The sequence below is a fragment of the Nocardia sp. CWNU-33 genome (assembly GCF_046764895.1).
GTDB lineage: Bacteria > Actinomycetota > Actinomycetes > Mycobacteriales > Mycobacteriaceae > Nocardia.
The window spans coordinates 171,112-187,481 of sequence record NZ_JBKOQN010000007.1 but is presented as its reverse complement, the minus strand read 5'-3'; the positions used below and the strand labels follow the sequence as shown (position 1 = coordinate 187,481).

The 16,370-nt window shown below is 67.7% G+C and carries 14 protein-coding genes and 1 pseudogene; 3 read left to right on the top strand and 12 right to left on the bottom strand.

Going from position 1 to position 16,370, the window contains the following annotated elements; genetic code table 11:
• Window positions 1–72 precede the first annotated feature (72 nt).
• On the bottom strand, window positions 73–1,710 hold the full coding sequence (locus tag ACLMAL_RS12020) for a class I adenylate-forming enzyme family protein (RefSeq protein ID WP_411999131.1): 1,638 nt from the start codon (window positions 1,708–1,710) through the stop codon (window positions 73–75).
• Window positions 1,707–3,449, bottom strand: coding sequence for a CoA transferase (locus tag ACLMAL_RS12015; protein ID WP_411999130.1), 1,743 nt, complete (start codon window positions 3,447–3,449; stop codon window positions 1,707–1,709). Before ACLMAL_RS12015 ends, ACLMAL_RS12020 begins: the two co-directional genes overlap by 4 nt.
• 184 nt (window positions 3,450–3,633) lie before the next feature.
• Here ACLMAL_RS12015 and ACLMAL_RS12010 point away from each other — a divergent pair, with 184 nt between their 5' ends.
• On the top strand, window positions 3,634–4,836 hold the full coding sequence (locus ACLMAL_RS12010; RefSeq protein WP_411999129.1) for an acyl-CoA dehydrogenase family protein: 1,203 nt from the start codon (window positions 3,634–3,636) through the stop codon (window positions 4,834–4,836).
• 9 nt (window positions 4,837–4,845) lie between these two features.
• On the opposite strand, the gene ACLMAL_RS12005 is transcribed toward ACLMAL_RS12010, so the two are convergent.
• The 5 genes from ACLMAL_RS12005 to ACLMAL_RS11985 all read right to left on the bottom strand — a co-directional run bounded on the left by ACLMAL_RS12005 (window position 4,846) and on the right by ACLMAL_RS11985 (window position 10,553).
• Complete coding sequence (locus ACLMAL_RS12005) at window positions 4,846–5,937, bottom strand: hypothetical protein (RefSeq protein WP_411999128.1); 1,092 nt, start codon at window positions 5,935–5,937, stop codon at window positions 4,846–4,848.
• A complete protein-coding gene (locus ACLMAL_RS12000; protein WP_411999127.1) occupies window positions 5,934–7,217 on the bottom strand; it encodes an MFS transporter in 1,284 nt (427 codons plus the stop codon). The genes ACLMAL_RS12005 and ACLMAL_RS12000 overlap by 4 nt, the downstream gene beginning before the upstream one ends.
• Window positions 7,218–7,332: 115 nt before the next feature.
• Window positions 7,333–8,322, bottom strand: coding sequence for a TauD/TfdA family dioxygenase (locus tag ACLMAL_RS11995; RefSeq protein WP_411999126.1), 990 nt, complete (start codon window positions 8,320–8,322; stop codon window positions 7,333–7,335).
• Window positions 8,323–8,400: 78 nt separating this feature from the next.
• A complete protein-coding gene (locus ACLMAL_RS11990; protein WP_411999125.1) occupies window positions 8,401–9,516 on the bottom strand; it encodes a hypothetical protein in 1,116 nt (371 codons plus the stop codon).
• A 224-nt stretch (window positions 9,517–9,740) separates the two neighbouring features.
• Window positions 9,741–10,553 (bottom strand): alpha/beta fold hydrolase, encoded by an 813-nt coding sequence (locus ACLMAL_RS11985; RefSeq protein WP_411999124.1) that lies wholly within the window; start codon window positions 10,551–10,553, stop codon window positions 9,741–9,743.
• 57 nt (window positions 10,554–10,610) lie between these two features.
• Here ACLMAL_RS11985 and ACLMAL_RS11980 point away from each other — a divergent pair, with 57 nt between their 5' ends.
• The gene (locus ACLMAL_RS11980) at window positions 10,611–11,081 is read left to right on the top strand and encodes a MarR family winged helix-turn-helix transcriptional regulator (RefSeq protein ID WP_411999123.1); all 471 of its coding nucleotides are present in this window, start codon (window positions 10,611–10,613) and stop codon (window positions 11,079–11,081) included.
• A 3-nt stretch (window positions 11,082–11,084) separates the two neighbouring features.
• Here ACLMAL_RS11980 and ACLMAL_RS11975 read toward each other — a convergent pair whose 3' ends face one another.
• The 3 genes from ACLMAL_RS11975 to ACLMAL_RS11965 all read right to left on the bottom strand — a co-directional run bounded on the left by ACLMAL_RS11975 (window position 11,085) and on the right by ACLMAL_RS11965 (window position 13,735).
• Window positions 11,085–12,011, bottom strand: a complete 927-nt coding sequence (locus ACLMAL_RS11975; RefSeq protein WP_411999122.1) for an NADP-dependent oxidoreductase — start codon at window positions 12,009–12,011, stop codon at window positions 11,085–11,087.
• A gap of 109 nt (window positions 12,012–12,120) precedes the next feature.
• Entirely contained in the window at window positions 12,121–12,423 is a 303-nt protein-coding gene (locus ACLMAL_RS11970; RefSeq protein WP_411999121.1) for an SAM-dependent methyltransferase, read from the bottom strand.
• Window positions 12,424–12,436: 13 nt separating this feature from the next.
• Complete coding sequence (locus ACLMAL_RS11965) at window positions 12,437–13,735, bottom strand: NmrA family NAD(P)-binding protein (RefSeq protein ID WP_411999120.1); 1,299 nt, start codon at window positions 13,733–13,735, stop codon at window positions 12,437–12,439.
• A gap of 50 nt (window positions 13,736–13,785) precedes the next feature.
• Here ACLMAL_RS11965 and ACLMAL_RS11960 point away from each other — a divergent pair, with 50 nt between their 5' ends.
• A complete protein-coding gene (locus tag ACLMAL_RS11960; protein WP_411999119.1) occupies window positions 13,786–14,466 on the top strand; it encodes a TetR/AcrR family transcriptional regulator in 681 nt (226 codons plus the stop codon).
• A 38-nt stretch (window positions 14,467–14,504) separates the two neighbouring features.
• Here the strand turns inward: ACLMAL_RS11960 and ACLMAL_RS11955 are convergent.
• Together ACLMAL_RS11955 and ACLMAL_RS11950 are read right to left on the bottom strand one after the other, a co-directional pair.
• Window positions 14,505–14,717, bottom strand: a pseudogene (locus tag ACLMAL_RS11955) (YdcF family protein); the annotation flags it as partial.
• Window positions 14,718–14,744: 27 nt separating this feature from the next.
• A complete protein-coding gene (locus ACLMAL_RS11950; protein WP_411999118.1) occupies window positions 14,745–16,370 on the bottom strand; it encodes a hypothetical protein in 1,626 nt (541 codons plus the stop codon).

The following is a 16,370-nucleotide window of genomic DNA, read 5'->3' as shown; positions in this document are numbered from 1 at the left end:
CTACCGTTGACAAGACCGATGCGGGGCAGGCACCGAAGTGCCTGCCCCGCTCCAGGTTTCGAATGCTGCGCGTCAGCCCATCGGTGCGGCGACTCGTGAACGCAGTGCGGTCCGGTCCGGCTTTCCTGCCGGAGTCAACGGCAGGGTGTCGAGCAACAGCAGCGCTTCCGGATGTTTTCCGCGCTCCATACCCTGCGCACGCAGGTGGGCGCAGAGGGCGTCGAGGTCGGGCGCGCACCCCGGCCGTGGCACCACGCAGGCGGCCAACCGCTCCCCCAATACCTGGTGCGGCACACCGACACACACCACGTCGCGCACGTCGGGGTGGGTAGCGAGCAGCTGTTCCACTTCGGCGGGACTGATGTTGGCGCCGCCTCGGATGACGACCTCCTTGAGTCGGCCGACAACATGCAGCCGGCCTTCGGGGTCGAGGACGCCGAGATCACCGGTGCGGACCCAGCCGTCGGCAGTGCGGTAGCGCGCGTCCAGTTCGGGGCTGCCGACGTAGCACAGCGGCGTCATCGGGCCGCGGGCCACGATCTCGCCGGTCTCGCCGAGTGGAGCGATCTCGCCGGTGTCGACGCGTGCGATCCGAATCTCGGCGACGCGAGGGTCGGGCCGACCGACCAGGACACCGGGACCCGTAGTAGCCGTGTCGGTTTCGCCGAGGTCGGTGTGGCAGTTCACGCCGTCGGCCGAACCGTAGAGGTTGACCACCGAGCATCCGAAGCCGCGCTTGGCTTCCTCGGCGGTGGCCCTGTCCAGCTGTGAACCGCCGAGCACCAATGCCGTCATCGAGGACGTGTCCGCCGTGGCCGCGCCCTGGTCGAGCATCATGCGGACCATCGTCGGGACACCCAGGACATGGGTCGGATGGTGTCGAGCGATCGCGTCGAGCGCACCTTGCGGTGTGAAATGGTCCAGCAGAATCAGTGTGCCGCCGTGCCGTGCCAGCGTAACCGCGGTGCCGTTGCTGCCGAACGCCGTTGCCAACGGGACGAGAAACAGGCTGCGGGGCGGCTCGCCGTCGGCCAGCAGCGAACTCATGAAGTTCCCGCGCCCGCCGGCTAGCGCGTTGTGTGAGTAGGCAACCATTTTCGGTTCGGCTTCCGAGCCGGAGGAGACCAGGATGCGCGCGGCGGTGTCGGGATCCGGGCGCGCAGGGACGAACGTCTCACCATCTGCTTTCATCAGTTCGACGAAGGAGAGACATCGGTCCGGGATCTCCGTTTTTCCTACCGCGGCGACGAACCGCAGCATGGGCAGCCGATCGAGCAGTTCGGACAGCTCGGCGGCGTGGGTGTGATCGCGGAATTCCGTCGCCGCGATGACCGCGACGGCGTCGGCGCGGCGCAGCAGCGATTCGGCCTCGCGAAGCCCACGGCCGGCGGGGAAAGGCAGCGCAACCGCACCGAGCGCGGCGAGGGCCAGGTCGGCGATGACGGCTTCGCGGCAGTTCGGGAGTTGAACTCCGACAACATCTCCGGGTTGGACACCTTCGGCGGCGAGCCCGGCCGCGAGCCGTCGGACGAGTGTGTCGAGCCGGGTATAGCAGACCTTGCCTGCGGCGTCGAGGAGCGCGGTGCGGTGCGGGTCCAGACAGCGGTGCGCCCGAAATAGTGAGTACAGGTCGAGGTCGGGGCACGCGCCGTCGGCGGCCCAGGAACGGCGTAGCCGGGTCGGGACCAGATCGTGTAGTAGCACAGTCATCGGAAACTCCAGGGTGACGAAACAGCCACGGCCCCATGCATGTCCGTGGTGAGGGCGGCAGCGAATCGAGGATCACCCGGCAGCGCGGCGAGATCGGTGGTGACGGCGGTGGCGTGGATGTCGTTGTCGCGCAACCAGGCAACGGCCGCATCGGTGCGCAACCCGGACAGGCGGTCGGCGTGGACGGCGGCCGTGACGGCATGCTCGTCGGACGGTGCGAGCCAGCCGTCCGCGGTCGCCAGTGGGCGACGGAACCCGGCTGGGCGGCGCGGCGGCAGCCCGGCCTCGGCGCGGGCCACCGCGGGCGCTGTGAGCAAGTCGGCGGCGGCCAGCAGCGACGATTCGACGCGGACACCGCGACCGGTCTGTTCCCTGGTCAGTAGGCCCGCGAGAATCGCTTCGGTGCCCAACATGCCGCCGAGCACGTCCAGCAGCGTCATCAGCGACGGCATCGGCGGCTCATCAGCCGGTCGTGCCGCTGCACCGACTCCGGTGCGGGCCTGAACCATGAAATCGGTGCCCATCGGCGCGTGCTCCAGTCGCCCGGCCCAACCGCTGGTGTAGGCGTAGACCAGGCCGGGGTTGGCGGCCGACAAGTCGTCGGCGCCGAGCTCGAGTTGTTCGGCCTTGCCCGGCGCCCAGTTGTGCAGGAACACGTCGGCGCCGGTGGCCAACTCGCGCAGGCGCTTTCGATCGGCGGGCGATTTGATGTCGATCTCCACGGCATCCTTGCCACGGTTCAACGCCAGCCACCGGGCCGAGACATCCGAGCACGTAGGGGGCATCCCACGCAGTGGATCGCCGCCCGGCGGCTCGATCCGCACCACATCGGCGCCCAGCAGTCCGAGCAGATGCGCTGCCAGCGGCGCCTGCACGCGCCGCCCCGCTTCGAGCACGGTTAGGCCCGCGAGCGGGCGGGCGACGGTGGCGGCAGAATCGCGCACCGCCCTGCGACTTTCAGCGGGCTCCGACAGCGCGAACTGCCACGGAAGAGCATTCCCGCCGTCGGCTCGCATCTCTTCGCCGCGCTCGGTCAGCGTGTGCAGACGGCATACGTCGGCACCCGATTCGTCGGCCGCCGCGCGCACCTGCGCCCAGGTCCGTGTCGAGGTGGTGCGATGGAGTTCCTCGGGAATCGGGGCGCAGGCGGTCGCATAGCGAAATTGGAAGGGCCGCCATCCTTTTCGCAAAGCATCCGGCGGCGCGTCCATCGCGCGCCAGAAATCGGCCCACACTGCGACATCCAGTGCCTCGACCTCGAAGTACACGCCGTCGGCGGTGGTGAACGGCGGGCCGCCCGGTGCGAGCGGAGTTGCCTCGTCGTCGTCGGCGCACGCGGCCGCCAAGTATTGCGAGATGGTCAGCAGGGCTGTTCGGTCGGCGGCGACGCCCACCGTAGTCGCCGCGGTGCCGCGGGACTGGCCGACCAGTGCGGCGAGCAGCCCCTGAACAGCGAGGATTCCGGTGGCGGTGGTGGCATAGTCGACAGCGAGGCCGCGCGGTGACCCGTCCCGGCGGCCGTGCACGTGCATCAACCCGGCGGCGGCCTGCGCGGTCGCCTCGTCCCACACCTGACTGTGTGCGCCACCCCAGCTCACCTCGGCCGCAGCGGTGGCACCGTCGGGGCTGGTGAGAGTCAGTGCGGCACTCTCCCCCACAACCGGTTCGGCGCCGAGCAACCGCAGATGTTCGGAGGCCGTCGCGACCGAATCGGGCAGACTCCCGGTCGATAATCGCATACCCCGCAGCGGAAGTGGGGCCCGGTGGGAACTGGCTGTCCGCATGGTGCCTGCTGTCATGGCTCTCCTTTTGAACGGTCATGCTGTCGCGGGAACTCGGCGGCGGTCGCCACCGACCAATCCCACGGACAACAGCAGTCGGACCGCCGAGCCCTCGGGTTCCGGCCAGCGCGGAGGAGAAACCATGAAGCCGTTCACATCCCAGGGCGCGGCGCCGACCGTCGAGGGACCCGCCGCTGCCACCCGCACCGAGCTCGATCCCGCGGAATTGCGCGAACGCGTCACGGCCTTCGTCACCGAACAGGTGATGCCTCAGGAAGGCAGGCTCGACGCGGGCGGCACGACAGCGGACGCGGCGCTGACCGAACTGAGGGCAGCGGCCAAAACAGCGGGACTGTGGGCGTTGCCGTTGCCGATCGAATTGGGCGGGCAGGGCCTGCCTTTCGCCGACTATGTGCAACTGGCGGAAGCCGAAGGCGCGAGTGATCACGGGCCGACGGCCCTCGGGTCGGTATCGCTGCTGGATGTGCGGATGCTGCAACAACATGCCCGCGACCGAATCCGCGACAGCTATCTGAAGCGATTGGTCTCCGGTGAGCTGCGCGCCGCCTATGCGATGACCGAGCCGGAAACCCCCGGCACCGATCCGGCGCTGACGGCCACCCGCGCGATCGCCCAACCGGATGACTCGTGGAGATTGACCGGGCGCAAGTGGTTCGTCAGCGGCGCCGCCGACGCCGACCTGATCGCGGTGCTCGCCCGCACCGACGGCGCCGCGCCGAGCCGTGACGGGTTGTCGCTGCTGCTGGTCCCCACCGACAGCCCGGGGTTCCGAATCGTGCGCGAAGTTCCGGTTTTCGGTATCGGCGGCCAGTGGGAGATCACCTTCGACGATGTTCGGGTGCCGGGCGACCACCTGATCGGCGAACCCGGTGCGGCATTGCGTATCGCGGGGCAGCGCCTGCAGCTCGGGCGCACGCTGCGCTGTCTGCGCTGGCTGGGGCAGGCAGAGCGCGCATTCGGGTTGATGTGCGATCGGGCGCGCAGCCGCACCCAGTCGCGCGGGCCGCTGGCCGACCGACAACTGGTGCAGCAGCATGTTTTCGAGTCATTGCTTGCCATTCGCAGTACCCGCCCGCTGGTGCACAAGGCGGCTGCACTCATCGAGGCCGGTCACGACGCCCGCACGGAAGCCGCATTGGCCAAGGTCGCTGCGGCACGGACGCTGCAGCAGGTCGCCGACGCGGCAATCCAGGTCTACGGCGCGGCCGGGCTCGGTCCCGACACCGCACTCCCGTCGCTGCTGCGCATGGGGCGGATGGCACGCCTGCTCGACGGTCCCGACGAATTGCACATCGAGGCTGTGGCGAGAAGAGTGCTGCGCTGAGATACGTACTCAGGTATCGAAGGGTGCCACCATACCGGTGCAGATAGCCAGGGCGAGCGCCAGAAAGTAGTCGCCCCAGATGAGTTCGTGCGTGGTGGCAAGTCCGCGCTCGAGGTCATAGCAGCCGTCGAGCAGCATGCCTGACGGGCGCGGACCATCCGGGCCGCTCACATGCGCCGTCACGAGATGTCGAACGATCTCCACCGCCCTGGCGCGTAGGCGCTCCCGGTGCCGGCTCTCCGCCGCGGCAGCGAGTTTGAGCAAAGCCACCGCCTCGATGGCAGCTGCCGAGGTGTCGGGCGGGGCGTCCTCGATCGATTCGGCTGACGGCACTGGGGCCGCCCCGTAGTCCACCAGCCGCTCGGCGACTGCCCCATAGTCGGGATCGATGGACCACGCCGCATCGGCAAGTGCCAACAGCAGCCAGGCCCGGCCCCTGCTCCAGCCGGACCGTGGCTGCGCGCAGGCGGTCCATTCGCCTGCGGCCCATCCCCACGCCGGTGTGCCGACCGGCTCGGCTCGCCATCGAGCCACGTGCGTATCCAGATGCGTGCGGGCCGCTGCCATACCCGCTCGCGCATTGGCCGTGGCGAGCAATGGGACGGTGCCCGCAACGCCGTCGACCCGTGCCAGCCACCTCGAACCGCCGAATGCCGAACCCCACGGCAATATGCCGAGATCCTGATCGAAAGCGGTCAGGCAGGACCGCGCGGCCTCGTCGCGCAGGCTCGCAGCGGCACTGTCACGACCGGGCCCTGCGGCCAATGCCGTTCCGTACCACAGGATCAATCCACGAGTAGCGGTGTCTGCGGTGACCCAATGCTCCAGCTGCGCGGTGACAGTCCTCGCCGCCGACCGGTCCGTGTGCGAGCCCGTGCGCAGTGCCCGCAACCACAGCAGCCCTGCCCAGAAACCACCGGTCCAGGAACCCCGGGTTGTAGTGACCCATGCGCCGGAGCCACCATCGGCATACAGCGGGAAACGTTGACCGGTAACGGAATACGTTGATGCGACACGATCCAGCAGTACGTCGAGGGCCGCCTCGGCGGTGCTCGGCTCGGTGTGCCATACGCCTTCGCGTCCCACTTCGCACGCGCTCATGCCTGCGCCCGTTCCTGCCGCGCTGGATCCTGCGGCGTCCGGTCTTGCGTCGTCCGATCCTGCAGTGCTCGATCCTGCAACGCCCGACTCCGCTGTCCTCTATCACGCAGCGCCCACGCCGCCGCGACGCCGGCCGCCGTCGCGAATTCCGCAGCCACCGTCAGCCATCCGTCGCGATATCCGATCATCGGCAGCAGTAGCCCGAAAAGCGGCGGCCCCACGGCGAATCCGGTAAAGAAGCCCGCCGACACCAACGCCGAATCCCGTCCGGCGTGACCGGGTGCGGCGCGTTGGATGACGAGCACCATCGACACCGCATTGCCCGCCATCCCGAACACACCGACCCCTATCACTGCGACCCACACCAGGCCGTTCACCTGCGGCGCGGCCGCCAGCAGCACGGCGGCGGCCGCCGATCCGGCTGCCAACCCCGCAGGCAGCACCACCGCTACGCCCGGCTTGGCCGCCAGCCGCGCCCATCCGATGCGGCCTGCGATACCGGCCACACCGAGCACCGCTACCAGCATTCCGGCGGCAGCGGCACCGAGTCCGAGCCGTCGCTCCCCGAACAGGGCGAGATAGGTGTTGATCGAGGCCATGCCCGCGCCGAGGAACACCGAGAACACGGCCAGCCACCGCACCACACCTGCCGCACGGTGACCCGCGTCGGCAGTGGCGCCCTGTTGATTCCGTGGCGCATCGGCCGGCAAGATCCGCCACACCCACACAGCGGTCAGCACAGCGATACCAGCGGCCACCCACACAGCGGGTCGCCAACCCGCAACGGCGGCAAGCGCGGTCAGCGGCAGCCCCGCCGCGATCGCGCCGAGCTGGACACCCGATTGCTTGGTACCCGTCACCCCCGCGCGCCGCGGTGCCGGTATCGCCGCCAATATCGCCTTGTTCGTCGCAGGGTTCGCCAATGCCTGTGGTGCACCACCGAGACCAACCGCCAGCAACAGCACCACGTATCCCGGTGCGGACGCGATCAACGCGAGCGCGCACGCGACCATGCCGAGCAGGGCACCGAGGCACCGTCGTGGGCCGAGTAGATCCACCCCCCGACCGGCGATCGGCGAGAGCAGTGCAGCGGTGCCGAACCCGACCGTCGTGGTGAATCCCAGCATCGCCGAGGACATCCCGAGGTCCGGCACAATCCGCGGACCGAGCGCACCCAGCACGAACAACTGCAACATCGAGAAACCCATAGCCGCGGTCAGCACCCCGGTCACCGATGCCACCGCCACCCGGTCCGTACGGACGTGCGGGTGTGTCTGCACTACCGCTCTCCTCCCAGCCGCGCCGCCCCATCGGCGGCCCCGAACTCGAGTAGTCGGCTGGGAGAGCGTCTCGGTTCCGGATCGAGCCGATCCGTTGCGCGGTGGGACAGAGTGACTATCGTGCGATGACGTACCCGTCGTCCGGACGGTGGTCGCGCGAGCGGCGAAGGTCGGCGATGGCGAAGGTTCGCTGCACCCAGCGGTCTGCTCCGTCGTAGTGGGGTCGAAAGGCGGTGCGGCCGTGGACGGTCACCCGGTTGTCGACAATGACCAGGTCGCCGGGTATGAGCTTGGTGGTACGTGCGACGGTGTCGCAGGCTCGGCCGAATTCGGCCAACGCCCTTTCCGCCCGCGGCGTCAGCGCCGTGGTCGCGATGGTGGCCATCCGGATGTCCGGGTCGTCGGCGGCGCCGAACAGCAACGGCTGCGGCGGACGCGCTCGGTTGTCCGAACCGAAGGAAGGTGGTGGTGCGGTGACGAATTCGGGTGCGAACAAGGTTTCCCGGCTCGCCGCCGTCAGCAGCGGCAGCACTTCGCGCAGGCAGGCGGTGCGCAGACCGGCGACCCGGTCATGGTCGGCACGCAGGCACAGCAGTAGCACGTAGTCGGGCTCGTGCTGGTGAAAGGCGTTCTCGTTGTGGAAGGTCAGCAACACCGAACCGGCATTGCCCGAGAAGGTTTCCCGCCCGGGCACGGGCACGACATCCTGCACAAGGGCGCCGGACTTCTCGGCCAGGTATGCGACGGGGTCGCCGAGCCCGCACGCAACCATGGTGAGCACCGCGGCCGCGACGGTGGCCGCACGCTGCACCGAATCCGCCACCGAGGGCGTGGCGGGCAGCATTGCCTCGTCGACCGGCAGACCGTGGACCACCAGCACCCCGGATGATCCGGAGTATCGCCGGAACCGGCGCACGCTACGGCGCAGCGATACCGGCAGCTCATCCGAGGCGTGCCGGGCACGCGCCACCCATTCCGGGTCGTCCACCAGGTTGCGAGGATCGCCGCACAGCGTTCGAGCCAGCTGGTCGACCTCGATCGAGTCGGCGGGATCCAATGTCACGTCGGTGCCGTCGACGACTGCGGTATCGGCGATTTCGTGCATCAATGTCTCCTGATCCAACACACAGGCTTTCTCGGCACCTGTTCGGAAATATCGAGGCGGCGAATCGAACTCGACTGCTCAGCCGTGCCGCAGACCCGACACCGTGTCAGCAATGTAGTGGTCGCCGAATCGGAGCAGCGGAGCATAGTGGGCGGCCCGCCGGTGCCGCATCAGCCGGAGCTCACCGACGGCGTTGTCCGGGCCGGTCGGCAATTGCGCGATGGACCTGCGCAGCCGCACCATCGAATAGGCAAGCGTGACATGGCGTTCGCTGTCCACGAGGTCGGCCTCCAGCAGTGCGTCCCTGGCGCCGGCGAGTTCGGGATCGCGGGCCACCAGCTGCTCGTAGGAGTCGGGCACTACCTTCAGCAGGTCTTTCATCGCGCTACGGAATGTCTTGTAGCCGCGGTGTTGCCGTCCGCTCAACGGCGTCGCCACCTCGGGAGGCTGCATGGTCGGGCGCACCGTCGCCAGGTAATAATCCACCGGGATGGTGCTGGCATGGATCATCGCCGCGGGAAAGCCGCGCACGTAGGTGGTGGCATGGTCGAGTCGTTCCAGCGCGGCGGCGGTCGCGCCGTGGCGTAGGTGGTGCGCGGCATCGGTCACGGCGACCGCAGCGCAGATGTTGAACAGGACGTGGACCTGATGCCCAACAAGCCATCGCGCCGTCCACTCGCTCTCCAACGAGACGCCGTCGGATGCCTCCGGAATGGAGAGCGGGCCAACCGGCTCCCCGTCGGACGCTGCGGCACCGGTGAGGTCGAGCACGGCCTGCCCCATACCGGCGACCTCCACCGCCAGGTCCGCGCCCGAGAGCGGCGCACTACACAGATCCCGCAGGCCCCGGTGGATGACCAGCACACCATGTAGGGCCGCCTGCTGATCGGACAGATCCACCTCGCGGACCCGAAAAAACGACTGGCTCACCGACTCGGCGGGCAAGTCCGCACCGACAACGGGCCCGGCCTCCTCCGACAGCGCACCGACGAGCTCGCCGGCGGCGACCGCGGCGCGCCGGATAGCTGTGGTGCGCTCGACCGGACCCGCATGAGTCGGCACCTCGGCCAAAGTCATCGCGGTCCGTTGCGCCTCGCCCCGAACGCGAGCGTTCAGGTTCGGGACAGCTGCCCCGTCCTGCACTCCCCGGAACACAGCCACTGGCGGATGCGGGTCTGTCTCCGAGGTACCCATGTTGTCCACAGTATCCCGCGACAAGCCCGTTTCGCAGGCGCTTGCCCTGGAGTGGGAGGATGAATTCCCTTGCCTCGTTGCATATCTCATCGTGGGAACCGATGCCTGCGAACCGGACACGTTGCCGATTTCCCAACCGCGCACCGTATGTCCCAATTCCGGCAACCCGGACATAGGCAGTCGGCCGACGTCCGTCGAACAGAGTGGACTCGCAACCACCGGAACTACCGCAGACCACCGACAAAATCCTCGATGATCCGGTTGTAGGCAGCGGGTTGCTCCATGTTGGGGAAATGACCTGCGCCGGCGATGATTTCCCGTCGGCTGCCGGGGACGGCGGCGAGAAGGCGGTCCACTGTCGCAATCAGGTCGGGGGAATCGAACGCGCCGTCGGCGGCGAGGACAGGTACCGCGATCGTCGACGCGCGAGCCGCGACAGCGGCGACCGGGATGTGGTGATCCGTTTCGGACGCAGCGTGTTTGGCGAGTGTCCGAGCCGCCATCTGCCGAATCCGCGACACCATCGTGGCGTCGATCTCGTCGAGCGAGCGGTACGGGCCCGCCGCCCACTGTACGAACGCCGTCAGCCACGTGTCGATGTCGCCGTGCGCTATGGCACGGGCCTGGGTGGCGTCGAGTTCTTTCGACCACGGTTCGCGATACTCCGGTTCACCGATGGCACGACCGCTCACGACCAGGGCGCGCACCAGATCGGGGTGTTCCAGTGCGGTGTCGACCGCGATCATGGCTCCCATTGATACGCCGATCAGGACCGCGGGCCCGAGATCGAGATGCCGCAGCAACGCGGCCAGATCGTCGGTCTGCCGGAAAGGTCGTGTCGCGTTGGCGGATTCACCGTGCCCACGAGTGTCCGGGGCGATCACGCGGTAGCGCCGAGCGAGGACGGGCAGTTGAGCGTCGAACATCGTGGAGTCGACGAAACCCGCGTGCAACAGCACCAGCGGTCGGCCCGCACCGGCGTCACGATAGGCGAGGAGTCCGTCGCCGCTGTCGAACGTGCGTGAGAGTTCATCCATGACAACCAAGGTGTCATATTGATCGCACTTTGACAACTAAGGTGTCATAATGACCGGGTGACCGAGCCGCCGTTGCCACCCGACGAACTAGCCTCCCGACTGATGGAGGTCTTCACCCGCGTCGGCACGTTGCACCGCAGGGTCTACCGGAAGATCGAGCAAGACGCTGCGCCCCAGGGACTTTCGGTCGGCATCCGCGCCATCCTCGACCTGCTGCGCGAGCACGGCCCGATGACCGTCCCGGATATGGGCCGCGCCCAGTCCCTGAGCCGCCAGTTCGTCCAGCGCATGGTCAACGACGCGGCGGCCGCCGACCTGGTCGAGTTCCAGCCGAACCCCCTGCATCAGCGCTCCTCATTGATAGCGCTGACCCCAGCGGGCACCTCGGCCATCACTGCCGCAACCATGCGCGAACACGCCCTCCTACGCCGGACCGGCGGCGGCCTCACCGACGCCGACATCTCCTCCTGCCTCGAGGTTCTCGACCACATGCTCAACCTCTTCGACGACGTCGACATGAACGGCTGACCCTCACGGGATAAGAACAGTTTTGCCCTTCGCACTTCCGGTCGACGCGTGCGCCTCGGCGGCGTCGGCGAGGTCGAACTCCCGCTCGATGTGGACGCGCAGCGCACCGGTTTCGGCGAGACCGGCGAGGTCGGTCAGATCCGCCGCCGACGGATGGACGAACACGGTCTCGAAGCGGACACCGTGCCGCTCGGCTTCGGTCGAGGTCAACCCAGGATTGTGACCGACCGTGGTGACCAGCAGACCCCCCGGCTTCAACGCACCGAGGGAGCGCGGTGCGTACTCGCCGCCGACCAGGTCGAATACCACATCCACCGGATCGATCGCGGCGGCGAAATCGGTTGCGGTGTAATCGATCAGCTCGTCGGCACCCAACCCGGTCAGGAAGGCGTGATTCTCGGCCCGCGCGGTGCCGACAACGTGCGCGCCGCGAGCCTTGGCAACCTGCACCGCCAGATGCCCGACCCCGCCGGCCGCGGCATGGATCAATACGCGCTGCCCGGCCTCGATCCCGGCAAGCCCGACCAAGCCCTGCCACGCAGTCAGCCCGGCCAGCGGCAACGCGCCCGCCTCCGACATCGACAGGGCCGCAGGCTTGAGCGCCAGCTCAGCAGCGGGCGCCACCAGATACTCCGCGTACGCACCCGCTGCCTTCGGGAACAGCGGCATCCCGAAAACCTCCGCACCGACCTCGAACTGCGTCACCCCCGGACCCACCGCCTCCACAACACCCGCAACATCCCAGCCCAGCGCGAACGGCGGCGCGGGAAACAGCGGGAAATACCCGGCCCGAACCGCCGAGTCCACCGGGTTCACCCCCGCCGCCCGCACCCGAACCAGCACCTCGCCGGAACCGGGCTGCGGCCGCTCGACCTCGGTCCGATACAGCAGCTCGGGCCCACCGAACCGGTCTTGAGTGATCGCGTACATCTGATCTCCATTTAGTTGACATGAGGACTATTGCTGGCACAAATATTTACCCCACATTATTCCTCGCGTCAACTATCCGCGCATCAAACATGCACGCGTGGACCGCCTCCTACGCCGAAGACTTCTCCCCGCATTCCTCGGCCAGATCGACCGCAGTGACCTTGCACCGCAGGCGGTCGGCGAGATACCGCGCGGTGCCTCCTATACCGGTGCCGGCGTCGAGTACCTCGGTGCCGGCAGCAATATCGAGCAGGTCGACCAGTTGGCTGGTGGCTATCCGACCGATGGTGTGGAAATCCTCCAGCATCCCGAGATCTGCCGGCACGAGGTGCTCGAGATCCTTTCCTGCGGCGATGAGCGCCCGTTCAATGGAGGCACGGGCGACACCGGTCTCGTACGGAGACGCCGTCATGAAAGAACCACCGCTACACCCGCGCTGAATCTGTATCGGTCGCCGCGAGCGGATCGTCGCGTCGGTCGTCGGCGGCGGGGTGTTCGTGCTGCCAGAAGGCGGACTCGCCGGAGAACCGCGGATGGGCGGGCTGCGGGTGCTGCTGCATATGGTCGAACTTGCCGAGGCGATGCATCGGCACCATCGCGATCCGGATGGCACCCGCTAGTGAGCGGACGAAATTGCCGGCGGTACGCCGACATTCGGGCGCGGCGGCATAGCGGCGGGCGATCGTGAGGAAGTCTTCGGGTTCCACTCCGGCCACATCGCGAACGTGCGTGGTAGGACCGCCGACCTCCCATGTTCCCAGGGGTGTTTCGGGAAGATAGTTGCGTAGGCAGGACTCGAAGAACATGTCTGTTCGAAGCCGCCTCGCGTTTGCGCGGACAGCTTTCATGAACACCTTCGCAGGAACATCGACATGACGTACGGGGCGGCCCAGCGCCTCTCCCATCGCATCGGCGATATCTGCCCCGGACAGCAGCCTCGGCCCCGTCGGACGATAAGCCTTGCCGTCGTGACGATGCGGGTCGAGCAGGGCGCCCACCACCACTCGAGCGATGTCCTCGTTGGACGGAGGCGCATTGCGCCCCGCGCCGGTCGGCATTGGCAGGATTCCGAACTGAGCCGCGACCGGCATCATCCCAAGGAGATAGTTGTCGGCGAAAAAGCCGGGATCAATGGCAATGTGGGCGGTATCCGGCAACAACTCGAACAGTTTGTCGTTGAACCACATCTGCCGGGTCATCAGGGACGGATGCTCAGGGCTTGCCAGCCACTGCCCCATCGCCACGATCGCTTGCACCCCCGCCCGACGTGCCGCCACCGCGAACGCAACGGCGCTGTCGAGCACATGGGGGTGGTACGGGGCGTTGAAATACAACCGGTCGACACCATCCATCGCGGCCCGGATCTGCATGAAGTCGAACATGTCGGCGATGACAATCTCCGCGCCCATGGCCGCGAGACGCGCACTGCGTGCGTCGCTGCGGTGCACCATCACCCTGGTCGCGACACCCCGTTCCAATAGCTGGGTGGCCACCGCACTGCCAACCCTGCCTGTGGCCCCAGTGACAAGCACACGTTGGTTAGTCATTGAAAGTCCTTTCAGTTCCCAGTCGCTGCGACGAATGGACGGAATGTTTCCGTCGGTCACATTTGCAGTATGCGACTCTATGTGACCGCTGTCAACATGGATGTTGTCGCCCCACCTGGCCTGATCGCTACACCGCGACCAGCCTTGTAGCCACTGGTCACGCTTCGCCGAGCCCATGGATGTGACCGTCGTCAACACTGGGGGGTGGATATGCGATCCTTGACGTTATGACCCCAGCCGCCGCGTCTGCGGATCGCCACCGGCCCTATCACCATGGCTCGTTGCGGGCCGCGCTGGTCGACGCCGGAATTGTGCTGGCGCGGGAGGGGGGACCCGATCGAGTGATTCTCCGGGAGGCAGCCCGCGCGGCCGGGGTCTCACATTCGGCCGCCTATCGCCACTTCGCCGACCGCGAAGCACTGCTCGCAGAGGTGTCCCGCCAAGCCCGAAGCGAACTGGCCTCACGAATGCGCCACCACATAGACGACGCCGCCGACCCTGTCAGCCGACTTGGAGCGGTCGGCACCGCGTACGTCGACTTCGCGCTGACCGAGCCCGGGTTGTTTCGCACCGCCTTCGATTCGCACCCCACGCCCGGCAGCGACTACCAGCACGACCCGTCGACCACCGATGAGGTGGAACCGCAGACCCGCGGCGCCGAACCATTCGACGTCCTCAATCAGGTTCTCGATGAGGTGCAGTCAGCCGGTCTGCTGGACCCGCGCCGCAGGCCGGGGGCCGCCATCGCCGCCTGGTCGGCCATTCACGGCCTCGCCAGTCTGCTGATTGACGGCCCTCTGCCCACCACGAAGGCAGACATCGACTTCGCGCTCGGGCAAGTGCTCGAACTCGTGGCACGCGGCCTGCTTCAGCTGCCCCGGGTATCGGACGGAGCCCCTTCCGGCTAGTGTTCCGCGGGTGGTCCCGGCCGGCCAGGCCCGAGTTATCAGATGCCGAGCACATGCACACCCGCCTCGGCAAAATCGCGGACCGCGCGGGCGACATGGTTGGCCGAGGTCACCACTACCGCGTCGACAGCACCGATGTCGCGAATGATCCTCGCCGAGTTGTCGGCGTTGTCGATGGTCGATTCCGCGTCGTGGTCCATATACCCACGGGAGGCGGGGACGCCGTGGCCGATCTGGATATCGGCAGCGGCTCGGCAACTGTGGCACCCGCCGCCGGCTCACGGCCACGGCTCCGACGGCCGGACGATATCGAAGTGCAGCCCGCTGGAGCCTTCACCGCTACCGGGGTTCTTCTGTCTGCGGACCCACGAGTGCCAGGAACCGTCGAACCAGCGAGCCAGTACCGGGCGGCGAGTCACCAGTGCGCCGTCGCGCGGGACCTCCTCTTCGTGCACCCAGTCATCGGTGTGCAGCAGCCTGCCGTGCGGCTCGGAAGTGAACCCCGGCTGCTGTAGTGGCACCAGCGCGAAACGGATCTGGTCGAGGGTCACGGCATGCGGGACCAGCGGCAGCCAATAGTCCGGGACGATGGTTTGCACCGCGTAAGAACCGATGTCACGCGGCGGCGGGCTCTCCGGCGCGATCCGCAGCCACCGTTCACGGCGGTCGACACGGTCGCCCTGCAGATCGGTGAAGGACTTCTCGACCGCCCATGCGAGGTTGGCGAGTTCGTCGCGCAACAGTGCGACGGTCTCCAACGGTTCGCCGACAGCGCCGCGTTCGGACGGCATGACAAGCAAACCGTCGTCGGTGCCGGTGACCGTGAACATATTCCAGCCCTCGTTTTCGCGTCCGGCACGGGTGATTTCGTGTTTGCCGCCGAACGAATCCGAGACGACGAGTGTGTCCAGCACAGTGAGCGAGCCTGCGGGGACCTCCAGCGGAAGCAGGAACCGGTCGTTGCCGTACACCTCCGCGAACGCGATCAACAGCAGCCTGCCGGTGTCGAGCTTCTCGACGTCGGTCGAGCCGAGATCGATCTGCGCGTCTTCCATCTCCCAGAACCGGTCCGCGGGAATGCCGCCGTATCGGACGGTCGAGGGGATCGCCTCCCTCGTGAACATGTGCACCGCGGCCGGTGTCATCGGCGCGGGTGTCGCGGTCGGATCGAGGTCGACGGTGAACCAGTCCAGACCGTCGCCGAGGTACTCTTCGGAATGGAAGACCTTGTCGCCGAAGGACATATCGACGCGATGTTCGAAGCGGTGCGGGTCGAAGGTGTCCGGCGCTGCGGCGGGGAACAGGCCGCGCCACCAGAGCAGCCAGTCGGCAGGGACGGAACCGAGCCCCGCGACGACGGGCGCACCGTCGGTGAAATCGGCCACCAGCCGTTCGGCGTCGGGCACTTTCGGCGCGAGTAGTGTCACCAGGTTCGACGGTCCGGTCGGGGGATGTTCGAAACCGTAAGCGGCGAGCACATCCGGCGTGCGTGCCCGTAGCCCCTTTTCATCGAGCATCCGCAGGAAATGGGCGCCGCCTTCGATTCTGGTCAACTCGTCCGGGGCCGCGATGTCCTCGGATTCGACCATCCCGTCCAGGGGTCCCGATTTCGGGTCATAGGGCACCCAGGAGCGGTCGACCGCAAGTTCCCCCGTACGGCCCGCCGGCCGCCACGCGGAGATGACAGTGCTGTGCCCGGACAGTTCCACCAGCACCGGGGATCCGGCGTCCTGTCCGGCGAATTCGCCGAACTGCCATTGCCTCGTCAACGCCCAGGCGGGGTCGTGCACGCGGGCGGTGAGGCCGGAGGCGACCTCATTGCTGCGCGGCAACGGCTCCAGCCGGTAGCGATCGTCGAGACGGAACTTCGGGTTCCCGAGGATGTCGACCATTTTTCGCGGCAT